At 57.3% G+C, this 14,807-nt stretch carries 15 protein-coding genes and 1 pseudogene; 1 reads left to right on the forward strand and 15 read right to left on the reverse strand.

The genetic code is table 11. From position 1 onward, the window contains the following. Window positions 1–291 precede the first annotated feature (291 nt). The 9 genes from BM131_RS02390 to BM131_RS20190 all read right to left on the reverse strand — a co-directional run bounded on the left by BM131_RS02390 (window position 292) and on the right by BM131_RS20190 (window position 8,649). Entirely contained in the window at window positions 292–1,287 is a 996-nt protein-coding gene (locus BM131_RS02390; protein WP_090185095.1) for a type II secretion system F family protein, read from the reverse strand. 12 nt (window positions 1,288–1,299) lie between these two features. Next, window positions 1,300–2,277: a type II secretion system F family protein gene (locus BM131_RS02395; RefSeq protein ID WP_090185097.1), complete on the reverse strand. Its 978-nt coding sequence runs from the start codon at window positions 2,275–2,277 to the stop codon at window positions 1,300–1,302. After that, complete coding sequence (locus BM131_RS02400; RefSeq protein WP_090185100.1) at window positions 2,274–3,659, reverse strand: TadA family conjugal transfer-associated ATPase; 1,386 nt, start codon at window positions 3,657–3,659, stop codon at window positions 2,274–2,276. The genes BM131_RS02395 and BM131_RS02400 overlap by 4 nt, the downstream gene beginning before the upstream one ends. Window positions 3,660–3,670: 11 nt before the next feature. Beyond that, window positions 3,671–4,867 carry a CpaE/TadZ family protein gene (locus BM131_RS02405; RefSeq protein WP_090185103.1) on the reverse strand — a complete coding sequence of 399 codons (1,197 nt, stop codon included), beginning with the start codon at window positions 4,865–4,867 and terminating at the stop codon, window positions 3,671–3,673. A gap of 10 nt (window positions 4,868–4,877) precedes the next feature. Then, the gene (locus BM131_RS02410; protein WP_090185105.1) at window positions 4,878–5,510 is read right to left on the reverse strand and encodes a TadE/TadG family type IV pilus assembly protein; all 633 of its coding nucleotides are present in this window, start codon (window positions 5,508–5,510) and stop codon (window positions 4,878–4,880) included. Then, window positions 5,507–6,004 (reverse strand): TadE/TadG family type IV pilus assembly protein, encoded by a 498-nt coding sequence (locus BM131_RS02415; protein ID WP_090185108.1) that lies wholly within the window; start codon window positions 6,002–6,004, stop codon window positions 5,507–5,509. The genes BM131_RS02410 and BM131_RS02415 overlap by 4 nt, the downstream gene beginning before the upstream one ends. A gap of 5 nt (window positions 6,005–6,009) precedes the next feature. After that, window positions 6,010–7,527, reverse strand: coding sequence for a pilus assembly protein TadG-related protein (locus BM131_RS02420; protein WP_090185110.1), 1,518 nt, complete (start codon window positions 7,525–7,527; stop codon window positions 6,010–6,012). Then, window positions 7,524–8,357: a Flp pilus assembly protein CpaB gene (cpaB, locus tag BM131_RS02425; protein ID WP_175499131.1), complete on the reverse strand. Its 834-nt coding sequence runs from the start codon at window positions 8,355–8,357 to the stop codon at window positions 7,524–7,526. Before cpaB ends, BM131_RS02420 begins: the two co-directional genes overlap by 4 nt. Window positions 8,358–8,460: 103 nt before the next feature. Then, window positions 8,461–8,649: a Flp family type IVb pilin gene (locus BM131_RS20190; RefSeq protein WP_175499132.1), complete on the reverse strand. Its 189-nt coding sequence runs from the start codon at window positions 8,647–8,649 to the stop codon at window positions 8,461–8,463. A gap of 926 nt (window positions 8,650–9,575) precedes the next feature. Between BM131_RS20190 and BM131_RS19905 the strand changes: the two genes are divergently transcribed. Continuing rightward, window positions 9,576–10,241 (forward strand): hypothetical protein, encoded by a 666-nt coding sequence (locus BM131_RS19905; RefSeq protein ID WP_139222575.1) that lies wholly within the window; start codon window positions 9,576–9,578, stop codon window positions 10,239–10,241. A 170-nt stretch (window positions 10,242–10,411) separates the two neighbouring features. Here the strand turns inward: BM131_RS19905 and BM131_RS02435 are convergent, their stop codons facing one another. The 6 genes and pseudogenes from BM131_RS02435 to BM131_RS02460 all read right to left on the reverse strand — a co-directional run bounded on the left by BM131_RS02435 (window position 10,412) and on the right by BM131_RS02460 (window position 14,806). Further along, window positions 10,412–11,398 carry an IS5 family transposase gene (locus BM131_RS02435; protein ID WP_425434299.1) on the reverse strand — a complete coding sequence of 329 codons (987 nt, stop codon included), beginning with the start codon at window positions 11,396–11,398 and terminating at the stop codon, window positions 10,412–10,414. Between the two features lie 94 nt (window positions 11,399–11,492). After that, a pseudogene (locus BM131_RS02440) lies at window positions 11,493–12,076 on the reverse strand (IS5 family transposase); the annotation flags it as partial. 97 nt (window positions 12,077–12,173) lie between these two features. Beyond that, window positions 12,174–12,746 carry a CIA30 family protein gene (locus tag BM131_RS02445; protein WP_090185118.1) on the reverse strand — a complete coding sequence of 191 codons (573 nt, stop codon included), beginning with the start codon at window positions 12,744–12,746 and terminating at the stop codon, window positions 12,174–12,176. Window positions 12,747–12,811: 65 nt separating this feature from the next. After that, window positions 12,812–13,285: a DUF427 domain-containing protein gene (locus BM131_RS02450; protein ID WP_090185121.1), complete on the reverse strand. Its 474-nt coding sequence runs from the start codon at window positions 13,283–13,285 to the stop codon at window positions 12,812–12,814. Then, window positions 13,282–13,995 (reverse strand): bifunctional 2-polyprenyl-6-hydroxyphenol methylase/3-demethylubiquinol 3-O-methyltransferase UbiG, encoded by a 714-nt coding sequence (ubiG, locus tag BM131_RS02455; protein ID WP_090185124.1) that lies wholly within the window; start codon window positions 13,993–13,995, stop codon window positions 13,282–13,284. The genes BM131_RS02450 and ubiG overlap by 4 nt, the downstream gene beginning before the upstream one ends. Then, complete coding sequence (locus BM131_RS02460; protein WP_090185126.1) at window positions 13,985–14,806, reverse strand: methyltransferase family protein; 822 nt, start codon at window positions 14,804–14,806, stop codon at window positions 13,985–13,987. The genes ubiG and BM131_RS02460 overlap by 11 nt, the downstream gene beginning before the upstream one ends. Window position 14,807: the final 1 nt, after the last annotated feature.

Below are 14,807 nucleotides of genomic sequence, written 5' to 3' on the forward strand. Positions count from 1 at the left end.
CAACGCACATATGCTTCGCAGTCCTGAACGACTACGCCGCACTGGCAGCCCCTGTCATCAAAGCCGTGAGGTAAATCCGACTTGGATAAGGGAAATTCCAGCCATCTCCCGGTTGGTGCGACAGAGTTGTTCGTCGCGTCTATCCAAGCCTAAAAGTTTTAACCGAAAGCTCCAATTTCATGCGGCCCAAATTTTTGAGGGCAGTGCGTTTGAAACTCGATATCTTTGGCTTTAGTTTGGGCAAGCGACCGGGGGTGCCGCCAGAACGCGTGAAACCACCGCACTGTCTTATCATGGGGTGAGGACGGTGACCCATCTGATTGCGATCGGAGTCAGCATGATTAGCAAGAGAATAGGCATCATGAATGCGGCCAGCACCGCTGACATTTTTACTGGCAATTGGTTTGCTTTGGCCTGCGCTTTCAATTCCCGATCCAGACGCATCTCAATAGAATAGGTTTCAAGGGCTTGCGAAATTGGTGTGCCGAATTCGGCAGATTGCTGGACAACGCTCGCGAAGGAGGCCATGGCGTCGACACCCGTCCGCCGTTCCAACTGAGCGAAGGCCATGTCGCGTGGCTTCCCGGCCTGAATTTCGAGTTGCAGGATCGTGAACTCTTCGGCGATCGGGCCGCAAAAACGTCCGAACTCCTTAGCCACGCGGTTCATTGCTGCATCAAACCCCAGACCGGCTTCGATCGCGACCTGCATGAGATCCAGCGCACCGGGCATGCCGCGTGTCACGGATTTGCGCCGTTGCGCGACCTTGGAACTGAGCCACGCCGACGGGCCGTAAAACCCGATTACGACGAGCAAGACGGCGATCATGAAGGCTTGCGGTGTCTCAAGTCGGCTGAGCGGTTCCAAAACCTGTGAAAGGCCGGTTGGCAGCGACTGGTTGAACCAGACCGCGAGCACAAAACATCCCGGCAACGCCAAAGCCAGAACGGACCGCACCAGAAAGAAGTTCCGAAGCGCGTTTACCTTATGGATGCCGGCCTGGCGCAAACGTGCAGAAATCTTGCTCCGCTCGGTGCCGGAATGCGGAACGAAGAGACGAAGCGCGCCAGTCGGGTCATTATCCCAGGGGCGCACGATATCGCGGCCCGACAAAGGTGATGCAACCGCCTGCATACGCCGGATTTGCACGGCTGTGCTGGGTCGGAAGACGGCCGCAATCCCCAGGATAGCCACGAAGAGTCCGACCGCGACGATCCCCTGCAGCAAGACGGTTTGGGACCCTGCGACGATGCCAAGGGCGGCTAGTAATTCATTCACGCGTTCCATGGTCGGTCTCCCTCAAAAGTCGAACTTTGTCAGTCGCTTAAGGATGATGCCCTGCAGGACGATCAAAATGCAAATTAGAATGGCGATAGGAACGAAGATGGGATGGTCCTGCACGTCTAGAAAGAATCCGGGCGAGGACTTATAGATGGTTCCCACCATCATGAAGGGCATCATCGTCAGGATCATGCCGCTCAGCCGACCTTCGGAGGAAAGCGCGTGGATCTTCTTATACATGATCAGGCGGTCACGGATGACTCGAGACAACACCAGAAGTACGCGTCCGAGATTTCCTCCAGTGCCGTGCTGGATGCCGACGCAGACACTCAGATAGTGGACGTCCTCTCGGTCGATACGGTCGGCGAATTCGCCGAATGCGGTAACCAGATCGACACCGTGACGAATGCGGTCTTCGATGATGCCGAATTCGCTGCCAATCGGGTCCGGCATATCGCGGGCGACTCGCCGCAAGGTCACGTTAAGCGGGTGACCGACCCGGAGGCCTCGCGCCATCATGTCGAGGGCATCAGGCAATTGCTCCGACAGTTTCTTCAGTCGCGCTTCGGCCATACGGTCTAGAATGGCGTAGGGCAGACCGAACCCCAGCAGCAGGGCCGTCACGGCAGCGGCCGGGACCGGTACGAACTGGGATGCCGCGACGAAAATGATGACGGCGAAGCTAATGAGCGAGGCAAGGAGGGCACGCATGCCAATCGGCAGGTTTGCATGGGCAACAGTGCGGTGGAAGGACTCGACCGGTCCCTTCGTGCGCGCACTGTGTGTGGAGTGATTTCGGAACAGGACCTCGGCGATCCGCGCCTCGTCCACGCCCTGCGCGATCATACGCATGCGCCGGTTCTTTTGTCTGATTTCGCCAGCATGGTTTCCGACGACCTGCCGGAAACCTTCGAAGGCCAGCAAGGCCCCGAAGAAGATCATCAGATAGATAACGACTTCCAGTGGAAGCATTGAGCGCAAAAATCCGAAGTTCATCCGGTTACCCCATCGAAGTTAAATACATCAGGGGGCAATTTGACGCCTGTCGCGGTCAGCTTTTCCATAAATTGAGGCCGGATTCCGGTGTAGACCAATTCGCCAAGCACTTCACCGCCCTCACCCTTGCCGAGTTGGCGAAAAGTGAAGATCTCTTGCATCGTGATAACATCGCCTTCCATCCCGTTGACTTCGGCAATGCTCATGACGCGACGTTTGCCATCGCTGTGGCGGGATAGCTGGACAATGATGTCGATCGAAGAGGCAATCTGGCTTCGGATGGTGGCCATGGGAATATCGGCCCCCATCATCGTCACCATCTGCTCCAGCCGGCTCAGAGCATCGCGCACGGTGTTGGCGTGGACAGTCGTCATAGAGCCGTCGTGGCCGGTGTTCATTGCCTGCAGCATGTCAAAGCATTCGGCACCGCGCACCTCGCCCACGATGATCCTGTCCGGCCGCATCCGAAGTGCATTGCGCACCAGCTCGCGCTGGGTAATTGCGCCAGTCCCTTCGATGCTGGATGGGCGAGTTTCAAGCCGGACGACGTGGTCCTGCTGAAGCTGAAGCTCGGCCGCGTCCTCGATCGTCACGATCCTCTGATCTTTGTCGATGAAGGCCGACATCGCGTTGAGCATGGTCGTCTTGCCAGAGCCGGTGCCGCCAGAGATCAGCACGTTCAGACGCGCTTCGACTAGTCCGCGCAAGATGGCGGCGGCCGGATGCGTCAACGCCTTCGCCTCGACCAGCCGATCCAGTGAATAGGGCTTGGCAGAAAATTTACGGATCGACAGGGACGGACCGTCGACGGCACACGGCCGTATAATCGCGTTCACCCGGCTGCCGTCCGGCAGGCGCGCATCTACCCAGGGCTGGGACTCATCGACTCGGCGCCCCATCGAGGAAACGATCTTGTCGATGATCCGTAGTAGATGACGCTCGTCACGGAACCGGACCTGCGTTTTTTCTAGCTTGCCGAACCGCTCTACGTAGACCTTCTGGTGGTTGTTAACGAGGATGTCATTAATCGTGGGATCGGCCAGCAAGGGTTCCAGCGGTCCTAGACCGGTCACCTCGAAAATCAGTTCTTCGATCAGCTGTTTCACGCGATCCGGGCCAAGCGTGCGCTCCTGATCCAGCAACAGTTGCGACACCAGTCCAGCGATCTGCCGTTTGAATTCCACCGGGTCCATCTTGTCGATGACGGACAAGTTGAGCCGGTTCAGCATCGCCTCATGTAAAGAGCTTTTTAGTTCCAACCAGTTCTGCAGTTCCAGGTCGATTTCGTGGTGCGGCGCGGCTTCCTGCACCGCGGTCGCGGGCATGAGTTGCACTACGTTCGTCGGGGCAGTCTTGCGGCGATTGAGATAATCAGTGAACATCTGTGGCCCTCTCAGACGAAGTCATTGGATGAAGAAATAGCAGTTGCGGAAAGTTTTTTGGCCAGCCCGCGATAGGTCTTGCGGCCCTTGGACCGCACGGCAGCGGTAGGGCACCCCAGATCGACCGCGCGCCGCTCGCCGCTGGGATCGTCGGGCACCCACGACGCAACCTTCAGGCCCAGCATCGCCTCGGCTGCCCGTATCGTTTCAGAGCCAAAGAACGTCTTTTTTTCTCGGTTTATGACCAGCGCGACCGGCAGGGTGAGGCGATTTTCGCGGTAGAGGTCGATCAGGCGTTTCGCCTGGCGGATGCAGGGAACAGAGCTGTCAGAAACCATGATCAACTGATCGGTCGCCATGATGACCGGTGCCAGCCAATCCAACGTCGCCCGAGGTAGGTCAATGATCAGATATTCGTATGCATACCGGAAGACGCCGATCATATGGGCAACGATTTCCGGCGTCATCGCATTCAGAGGCACAAAGACAGTCGGTGCGGTCAGGACGTCGACGCCGTATCCGCTCGTCTGGACTGCACCCAGAATGGCCTTTTCGCTGGGAAGCGCATCCTGCCCCAGAAGATCATAGAGACCGCCGTTGTCTTCCACATCTAGATAGGTGCCGGCATTTCCGAATTGCAGGTCGAGGTCGAGAAGCAGGACACGCGGCCCTGACTCGCCTCTTTTGGCAGCGACAGCCAGCGAGGAGGCGAGGTTCACCGCGATTGTCGTTGCCCCCGCACCACCGCGGGATTGCGCAATGGAGAAGACACGCGCAGCCGCGCCCGTCCGGCTGCCGTGCAAATCGAGCACGCCAGGTTGCCCGGCCAAGTCTGCCAAGGCCTGAATCAGCGCCTCTGCCTTGATATCGAGAGGCAGAATATCGTCCGCACCGGACGCGCCAAGGACCCGTACCTTCGTCAGCGGCAGCCTGTCATCAACGAGAGCGATGAATTTCGTCTGCCCTTGGGCCACCGTGACGAAATGCGCCAAGGCGGCAAGATCGTCGTCGGAGACATCGGCCTCGAACAGGACGACATCGTGTTTCGCAGTGATGGCTTCAGCGGTTTCAACCAGATCGTGCAACGTCGGTGCCGAAGCAGCCACCGCATTAAGCAGCGGTGAGAGGGATGTGAACTGGCAGGTCGTTAAAATGTCGGACGCTCCAACGATCAGGATTCGACCCGGTGCTGAGAACTGATGAATCATTTTCTACATCCTATCCATTTATTCCGGTTGCCAGATCTTCACCCGGCGACGTTATGCTGAAGACGCGGTACTGCGGATGGCCCGTGAACCCGCCCGTGCCGCCGCCCGCAAGATTGGCAAGGGCTCCGATCGGAAACGACAACTGAAATGCGGGCAGATTCAGTTCGACCGTCACCCGCGGCACGTAAGGCCCGCCGAGGTATCCTAGGTTCGTGTCGGCGGCGTAAATGAACTTGAGATCGGATATCTTCGTGCCGCCAGGCAGTGTCGGTCCAATCCGCTCCCAGATCTCACTAGCCGTCGCGTTGCTGACACTGCCATCGCAAGTGGCCGTGACGGGTATGGCGCAGGCATTCGGAACCGCCCCGCAAGAGGTGCCGAATCGCGGAGCAGGCGAGGCCGTACCGCGCGCGTACCGGTCTGGTACGCCCGCGCAGGCTGCCGGACGAACCGTCGCTATGCGCGCGGCAATCTGCGTCGACTTCTCGGCCATCAGGTTGTTGGAGGTGAAAATTCCGAAGTCGATAATTTGGAACACCATGATGAAGAAGATGCCAACCACCATGGCGAATTCGACCATGGCGGCCCCAGATTCTTCGCGGGCGAACCGCGACAAGTTACGTTTGATGCCGGTGCCAGTCATTGTCCGAATATCCGGCTGGTGTCGGACACTGTCGTCGAAAGCGTGCCGAGCGGGGTACCGAAAAGCGAAAACAAAGAGCCGAACGGAAACTCCACAGTGATCTGCGCCGCGACCGTCGCCACGGGTGCGGGCGAAATCCGGTAGGGGCCCACCGCACAGACGTAGGTCGCATCGACTTTAGTAACCGTAAACTTGGTCGGCAGGACGTTGTTGGCCTGACGGTCTTTTTCGATCATGGCCTTCAATATCGTATCGTAGGTGCTTAGGCTGCCACCGGTATCGCAGATGTCAATCGGTGCCACCCGCGCAAGGTAGCGGCTGGCATTCCGCACGCCGCTGACTGTCGATTGATAACCCAAAAAAAGCCGCCCGAATTCCATGACGATGGCGAAGATCAGGATCATCAGAGGGACGCTGAGGACGAATTCAACCACGGCCACGCCGTCTTCGGAGCTTCGGAACCGTCTGAACCAAGTGCTGTGGATACGTGCCATCTGTGTCACCTGTACAACTGGATAACATCGCGGAACACGCCGCCGGTTCCCGCGGCGCCCAGACCTGCGACACCGGCGGAACCAATAACCTCGACCCACAGATCGAAGGATGGCGGTGATCCGACGCCCGTTCCGACGGGTTCGGTCATGAAAAGCTCGACGAATTCATCCACAGGCACATTGGTCGCAGCACCATTGATCGGGTGTTTCGTACAGTCGATCGCCGCTGCAATGACGACCCGGCGTGCAGGATTGGTCGACACGTTTGAAGAGCATTGCGCGATCCCCGTCTCGTCCCGGTCACTAAGAATTGCACCAGACGGAAGGCCCGCCGTCTGGGCGTAGGCGATCTCAGCAAGATAGACGCCATACCGAGTTCCGGCGAACGCCGCAGGGATATGAGACACCAGATGGGAATCTTCGCCCGCCTCCAGAATGCCGTTGCGATTGCCGTAGTTCGAGTCGACGTAGTTCGCGTAGTCCCAGCTGCCGGTGCCGAAGCGCGTGCAGCCTCCGGTTGCAAAACAATTGTCATGCGGCAGGCCGATCGAATTAGTCGAAGCGCTGACATTATTCCAGCCGCAAGCATTCCCCTGTGGCACCAGACCAGAGATGATGTTGGGAGCCACTGTGTAATTGGCATTTGATTTGAACTGGCTCATCACGCCGCGGAATTGATCAAACCGTGTGTTGAAGACCGCGTTCTCCAGTCCGACCTTCTGTCCCGGCTCAATAGTCACACCGCGCTGCGCGTAGCATCCGGTGACATTGTCCTCTGCCCCGATGAGGCAGCCAATAAGTTTAGCACCATTCAACCCGAAGCAGGACGAACCGATCGCGCTGGACGACACGTCGAGGAAGCCGAAATCGCCGGGTCCCCATGCGGCTCCCTGTCCACCGGATCGCAGTAGGATCCCATCGCCGATCGACGAGGCCTGTGTCGCACTCCACCCGGTAGGCTTGCAGAACATCAGTGGCGTGATATCGCATGCCTCCATCGAAAACCCGGCGATGGATTCAGCAAAGACCGTCGCCTGTGCGGGTCCTGTGACCCCTGCAAGCGTGCGGGTCGCCCGTAGGAACATCGGATCTAGGGTAACGGGCGTCGTCACGACCTGCACGAGTGTGGCGTCTATCGGATCGGTGGTTGTATAGCCCGACGGATCGGTCGTATCGGCTGCCGGTAGGCCATCGAGGAAGGTCAGCGTATAATCTGTGGCGCCAGACAGGGTGCCGTCGCCGCCGTAGGCTTGTGGATTGGAAATCAATTTAGAGGCGGCATTGGTCGCACGCGTGATGCTGTCGGACCGACCGTCCAGCTCTGCGGCGGCGGCCAAAGCCACATCGTCGGCGAACCGCTGAAGGTCGCCGTGGGCGATCTGGACCCGCCCGATGTCGAAGACCAGAGCTGTCATGCCTAATATCGCGACGAGCGAGGCGATCCAAAGAACGAGGATGCTGCCTGCCTCTTCATGGCAAAAGCGCGCCAGGCGTCGGTTGGCAAAGGGCCCACGTCGTTTCATTTCAGAAAGACCTGCTCGGTCGTCACGCCGCGACGCACGATGACGCTGTTGCGTACCGGAACCACCTCGGGCTCGGCCACAACGTCGGCGACCTTTTCCACGACGACGGGCGTAGGCTCTGCTACATCGAAAAGGTCCGACAACTGGACCTGCTGCAACGGCGCGTGGTCCGGGGCTTCTAGATCGCGCAAGCTCAAGCTTAACTGGCCCGCTTTCTGCGCAAGTGCGAGGCGCTGACCGTCATCCGGAAGCACTTCGACGGTGATTGTGCGAACGACCATGGGCGCGCCCTGTTGTTCCTCTGACGTCTGGTCGATGCCGACCACGCGCACGTTTTGCAGGACCGTGACCGCGCGCAGCTCGCCGCCGTTTCCCTGCGTTAGGACGATGTCTACACGGTCGCCGGGTGCAACGAAGCCGCCGACGGCCGTGGCCGCATCGACGCTGATGGCCATGGCGCGATAGCCAGATGTGAGGCGCTGAACAATCGTCACACGTTCGCCGGGCGATGATAGTTTGGCGGCCATGATCGGCTCGCCCGGAAAGATCCGGCTGAGAGCCCGCATGGGGTCGTTGGAAGAAAATGTTTCAAAGCTGGTATAGGTGCCGTCGGGTACAGCCGATTTCGGCCACGGCTTTATCATCAGCAGAGCCGGTTCCAAAGCCTGACCATAGGCGATCTCTCCGCGCGCAACGACGATATCAACCGTTGTAGGATCTTGCATTGCGGTCGCGGTTCCGGGTCCGACAGCCAGGCTCATGGCCGCGAAGGAACCTGCTCCGGCAAGGGCGGTGCCGAGTAGAACGGTAGCGAGACTTCTGAATTGCATGACATGCTCCAGTATGGCCTCTAACGAAGGCATGACTTTAAGAGAAAGTGTCCCGGAAGCCCCTGAAGGAGGCTTCCGGCGGTTTTTCGACGGATCGTGAACTTTAGCAGGTGCCTGTACCCGTGCTGCCGTTAAGAGCTGTGCAAGCCTTAGTCGCATTTGCAGCAGCCTGCGTTCCCATCGTCGAAAAAGTAGTCACACCGATTGCGGCTGCAACCAGCAAGGCAATTGCGTATTCGACCATGGCCGCGCCGGATTCGTCTTTTGCGAAGTTCTTCAAAAAATTGAACATATCAGTCCCCTTTATCCATTTTATTTAATGGCGAAAATTGCGCCTATTATGATCTTTCCGGCAACTGCCGAGGATCGACTTAACCTTACGAACCGAAATATGGGTTCACATCATCCGGCACGATGAATTTTACACCCTAAGGTTGAAGGATCCGCGTGTATTCCCCAATTTAGACATATTTCGGCCACTATCGTGAAGTCAGAGCGCTATTCGAATCACAATGAGCGACGAAACTCGTCGAGTTTATGAGCACCGACCTCATCCATTTGATCGATTTTTTATACAATCCCATCATTCTCACCCGCATTACCCTGATTTGACGCATCAATTGGTTCGAAAATCACATGTAAATGGCATTCGGCCACGCGTTTTTGATTCGAAGTGGTACGAGCGACGGTTCGGTCCTGCAGGTCGGATCGCGATCGGTTCGGCACCGAGAACTGTGGCCCGACCTCTTATCGTCGATGCGCAACAACTGTTGGCCTTCGACTTGCAATAAAATTTCTGGGGGAGGGTGCAGCGGCTAAAAATACGGGGATAAGCTGTAAAATAAGAGCGGGCACGCTACGCTCATTATTCTTGTGTATTAACTAAATTTATGAAGTGCGGACCCCATAAAAACCATTTTAATGCAATTACTTAAGTCAGTAAATTAGAGCCATCGCTCATCCGCGCAGATCGACCATATAGAACGCAGGAAGCAACAGAAGGCAGCCGGGCTCTTTCGCAGCTTGCTTCATCATCGTGACTGCACCGGATACCGCTGCATGTTCGATCAATCGGAGAACTCTCATCAACGCCTTGCAAATTCTGTTAGTGTTTTGTTAATATTCATGCCAGTCTGCTATAATCAAAGATTATATTTTTAAGACGATTACCGATTTAAATTAGACGTTTTGCTTTCACAAATTTGGGGTGTTTTAGCGATGGCTATGGGAGAGAATAATTTTAGTATTGAGCAGACCAGAGGGTCAGTGAGTATTGCCTCAAAATGGGCCCATGCGGCAAGCTCCGGAAAAGATTTAAATAGTGTTCTAACAGATTTTCGGAAACTCGTTAGCGCAGAAACTGTTCAAGTAGTGCGCCGAATGAGCCATTTTGATCGGACCCGGATGATCGCCAGGCAGACGGAAAGTGACGGTAAGCTATTCAGCCGCCCCGCTCGTAGTTTTGCCTCTGCCATGTTGGGCGATATGTTGCACAAGACGCATTGTGGCAATGTTTTCTTCATGACTGCACTGCTGTCAGATAGCGATACTAAGGATTACTTGGAACCTTTAGGACTACGCGATGTGGGTATCGTTTCACTCTCTAACGAAGACGATTGTACTGATTTTCTGGAATTCCATTTCAACTTTCGGCTTGTCGACCACGACCGCCAGCTCTTGCAGGTACTAGGTCCTGTCCTTTCAAAAAGCTGGTCCGATCGTACAGCAGGGGTCGCCGCGGCGCATCTTGCAAAAAAATCCGTTTCCGACGGCGCGAGCATGCGAAAAGGCGTTCGAAAATATTTTGAGCACAAGAAATCCAGCCGGATTGACGCGGTCAGAGTTTCGGATCTGCATGCTGGTTCAAGAAGGCGGTCTGCCTGACAAGGTGACCGATGTCCTGCAGATCAGCAAATCGACATTTCGCAGCCATTTACGCTCAATCTACTTCAAGACCGGCGTCGCCGGACACGTTGAACTGGTTCACCTGTTGCATCAGTCCGTCGGCAAAGAACCAGATATTTCGGCTCGGAAAAGTTTTCAGCGTTAGGTCCTTATGTCGAATTTGAGTTGCAAAGGTCGTGTTGCACGGATCGCCTCCAATTAGGAACTCGCCGTACCCGAGACGGAATTCCGGCGGTTCGTTCGAGACTGGGGCGACCAAATTCGGTCATCCGGTTCAGCAGGCGGACAACAATCCTGGCCTCCGTTCTCTGGTTCTCAAAGCTGCGCGCTTTTAGCTTCGTCCCGATGACGACCTTCCAACGACCCATCAAAGTTTCACTTCGGCTGCGCTGTTTATAGCCCGATGTATTCTGCCAAGCTATGCGTCCGTACCCCTTAATTTTGAAAATTTGGCGATCGCAAATCGTCGGATTCTGGGCGGCGTCCGGGCTCAGCATCGCGTTTTTGCGTGGTGGGATCACAATCTCAATTCCTTCGCCAAAGCGCTCGAGCAGAAGATCGCACGTTGGATCACGGTCGTAGGCACCATCCGCTAGAAACAGGTCGGCGGGGGCATCAATTTGATCCAACAGACCTGGCAGCGCGGTGGAATCTCCGACGCCATCGATGGTCAAATCGGAGCAGGCGATTTCGCTGCTGACAAGATCGAGACCGAGGTGCAGCTTGCGCCAGGACCGCCATTTGCGCTCGGTCTTATGCTTTTCCTCTCGCCATTCGCTCGCATCGTGGATCTTCAACCCGGTGCTATCCACGGCCAACTGAATTCCCGCTGGGCCGTTGCCCCGGCGCGACAAGATGGGGAAACTGGACACCGCGATTTCGACCCCCAGCAGCTTGGAAATCGAACACATCAAGCCTTGGGTCTGGGGCAGCGGCTGCCGGAACACCATGCCCAGGGTCATGCAGGTCTCAATCGGCAGATCTGAATAGACAGGCTGTCCACCCGGCTTCGTCCTGCGCGGCCCAGACCACAAAGCGAGCGGCTCTTCGCTAATCCAAACCGTCAAATTCCCTCGCCGCCGCAAGCTTTCGTTGTACTCAGCCCAATTCGTCACCCTATGCTTCTGCTTGAGGATATTGTCACGGCGATCAGCATTAAATTAGTGCGGCACCTATAGCATCCTGCATGGTAAAGACCGTACTCGATATTAGCTGAGCGGGGAGCCATGCAACAAGGCTGAGTAGCTCAAGCATCGGTGCATCACCTGTGTTACTGCTCGTGATCTCAACTGCTCTGATTTCCAACGTATTCTCATCAATGCCGATGTGGATTTTGCGCCAGACGCGCCGTCTGGGGCCACCATGCTTGCGCGCATTCCACTCGCCTTTTCCTTCGACCTTGATGCCGGCGCTGTCCACTGCCCGGCAGTGGTTTGCTTGCAAACCACGAGAGGGATAAGCAGGTGCAACGGGTCCTTCGCGCCACGATATGGAATGTTGACGGCAAGCGTCCTTTGGCGGCGGCAGATGGTGCTGAAATCTGGCACAACCCAGTCCAGCTCCGTGAGCCGCAGCAGGCTTTCCACAAAGCCAGTCGTCTGGCGAAGCGCCATTCCGAATAGCACTTTCGTCGTCATGCAAGTCTAAATCGCGTCGAGACTGAACGTCCGCGATCTGCCTCTCTTGCCGCAAGGTTCGGCATGCCACTTCACCTCAGGATCCAACCAGATCGTCAGTGACTCGCTGCGCCCTAGCGCCTCATTATAGGCAGTCCAGTGCGTCGTCTTATCGGTAGACGATGTTGGTTTGCTCATACGGGCCAGCTACCACACCTGATTTGTGCAACAGGGCCGTATGTTCAGCCCAACTTCGATGATGCGTGCTATGGAATTTGCCCAATTTATCCCTGCATCAATATAAACTGACCGCGCGCACATCGATCTGTGCGTCGTGATCACGTCCAAAGGCCACGACGGCAATTGATCTCAGGCTGGTCGGTTGGGGCAATCTGCGCATAAGCGCGCCCGAGGCTGTAAAGCTGCCCAGTGGCAGGCGTACCTCGCTCCAGTTTTGCGTGACATCGAAGCCTGCCTGATAATATTGCCAAGGCAACACAGTGCCGCTTGTGCGCAGATGAACGAAATAGCGCTGAGCGTTGCCGCGTACGACAAGCCGGACGCCTGTTGTCCCTTCGGGTGGTGGACTGGCCAGATCTAACTGCATCTGGATGAACCCGCCACGGTTGGCTGTGCTGACCCGGCCTGTCATGCGCGCATAGGGCGTGCCGTCGTCCTGCGCGAAAGCGATACCGCCAGTGGACACGCCTCCCATCACCTGATCGGTGAAGAACCGCCAGCGCGTTTCTGGCTGCATGGTGAAATCATCGATAACTGTTTGCGCGGTCACGGACTCGTCCGCCATCAAAGGCGGCACCGCGCCGCCCAGTATGATCGCCGCAATACCGATTGCTATCAGGCCGCGCATAAAGGTTTTCGTCCTCTCATCTTTTCGGTGTAATGCCGCCGACAATGTACCGCGTGTTCCCAAGTCTACCAATGCCGCGTTCCCGGCGCGCCCTTAATTTGGCCATCCAGATTGGGCGTGATCCAGCCGCCGTAAAAATCGCCCTGCTGAGGAATGACTCGCAGATCGCCAACCCATACTTCGTCCATGAGCCCGGCATAAAACGACAGATGACCTGCAAGGGCGGCAAAGCGGGCGGTCGGGCGGTCATATGTCCAAGCCGCACGCATGGACGTCTTGCCCCCGGCAATCACATCCAAGTAACGCGCCACGCCTTTCCATTCGCAAAAGCTGCTGCCCTCAGCCGTGCGCAGCGCGGCTCGGATGTCGTCGGGTGGCACATAATAGCTTGGCGCGTGGTGGGTTTCTAACACGCGCAAGGCGCGGGTGGTATCGGCCACAAGTAAACCGCCAAAGCGGATCGTGATCCGATGCGGTACGGGTTCCAGTGCGGGCGGCCGTGGGTAGGACTGAACGTTCTCGCGCGGGATATCGGTCATGTCAGGGCCTCATGGGCTGGTTTGCACGCGACGCCCATATAAAGGACTGCTGTCGAAGGTAGGGGACCAAAGGTAAGGTCTAACCGCCGATTAAAGCCGCGCGGCCCAAGGCCTGTGATCGGCCCCGGCACAAGTCCTACGCCTTGAAACGCGGCACGCAGTTCTTTTGGTTTGATAAACATAGCCGGGTCATGGGTGCCGCGTGGCAGCAGGCGCAGCATGTCTTCAGCGATGGTGATGCTGGCAAGGCGGGCCATCGGATTGCGGTTTATGGTGTCGAAAAGCAACAGCCCGCCGGGGCGCATGGTGCGGGCGATTTCTGAAAGCACGCGGTGCAAGTCAGCCACATGTTCCAACACATCGACACAAACCACGGCGTCGAAACTGGCATCATCATAGGGCAGGGCCTCTCCTACACCCACGTCATAGGCAATGCGCAGTTTGCCCGCGCGGGCATGGTCGTGGGCTGCGTCGATGGCGTCAGAGGCGGGATCGATTCCAGTGACATGCGCGCCGCGCTCTGCCAGCGCCTCGGCCATGAAGCCCCCGGCGCAGCCCAGGTCAAGCACATCTTTGCCTTGCCAGTCGATGTGTCGATCGAACCATTTAAGCCGCCCTGGAACAAGATTTTTCAGGGTCCGCACCCAGCGGATGCCATCAGACCACCAGCGATCTGCCACCTTGTCATAAATTGTCAGATCATTGCGCATTGGGTCGGTCCTTGGTCGGGGTGAGGCGGGGCAACGCATAGGGAACTTCGGCGCGATAGCGGTCAAACCGCGCGCCGTAGCGGGCGGCAAAGCGGCGTTCCTTGAACCGTGGAGCCAGCAGGCAATAGGCGGTAAAGCAGATGGCCATGACCAACTGATCCGGCGTCCAGACTGGCACTGTCCACAGTGTTAGGGCAAAGGCGACATAGATTGGCTGGCGGATCAGGCGGAACAAACCGCTGGTTGGCATGTCGGGAAACACCGGCCGGATGCGCGCCAAAAGTGACATCCAGCCCAGCGCACCCGATTGCACCTCAGCTCCGGCGTCAAAGCTCGCTTTCAATAAGATCAACCAGCTTCCGGTATATGCCGCGGTCATGACCCAGAACGCTGCCCCGTCGGCCCGCCACCACACGATACCTGATGGCGTCCACAACGCAAACAGCGCCAAAAGCTGGGCGGAGGCGATGATGGCATAGGTGGTTGTGACGAGCGTGGCACCATACGGGCCCGGGATGAGGCGCGCCAGCAAGCGCCCGCCAGATCCGGTAAGCAAGATGGAGTGGACCAATGGAAACTGCACGAGGAGCGCTGCATTCGCGAGTACAGCCCATGGCCATGGCACTGCGCCAAGGCTTTCGCTGAGGCCAAAGAACATTGCGACAATCATCGCCAGAACGCCTGCGGCAAAGACCGTGTGGCACAGCGCGCCAAGCGACAGCGCCAGCGCAATGCGGCCGGCACCCGGGGCAGGGCGGAGGGCTGCACTGATGAGCGTGATCAACCGGGCGATGCGGGGGTCGGTCAACATC

This window comes from Loktanella salsilacus, assembly GCF_900114485.1.
Taxonomy (GTDB): Bacteria; Pseudomonadota; Alphaproteobacteria; order Rhodobacterales; family Rhodobacteraceae; genus Loktanella; species Loktanella salsilacus.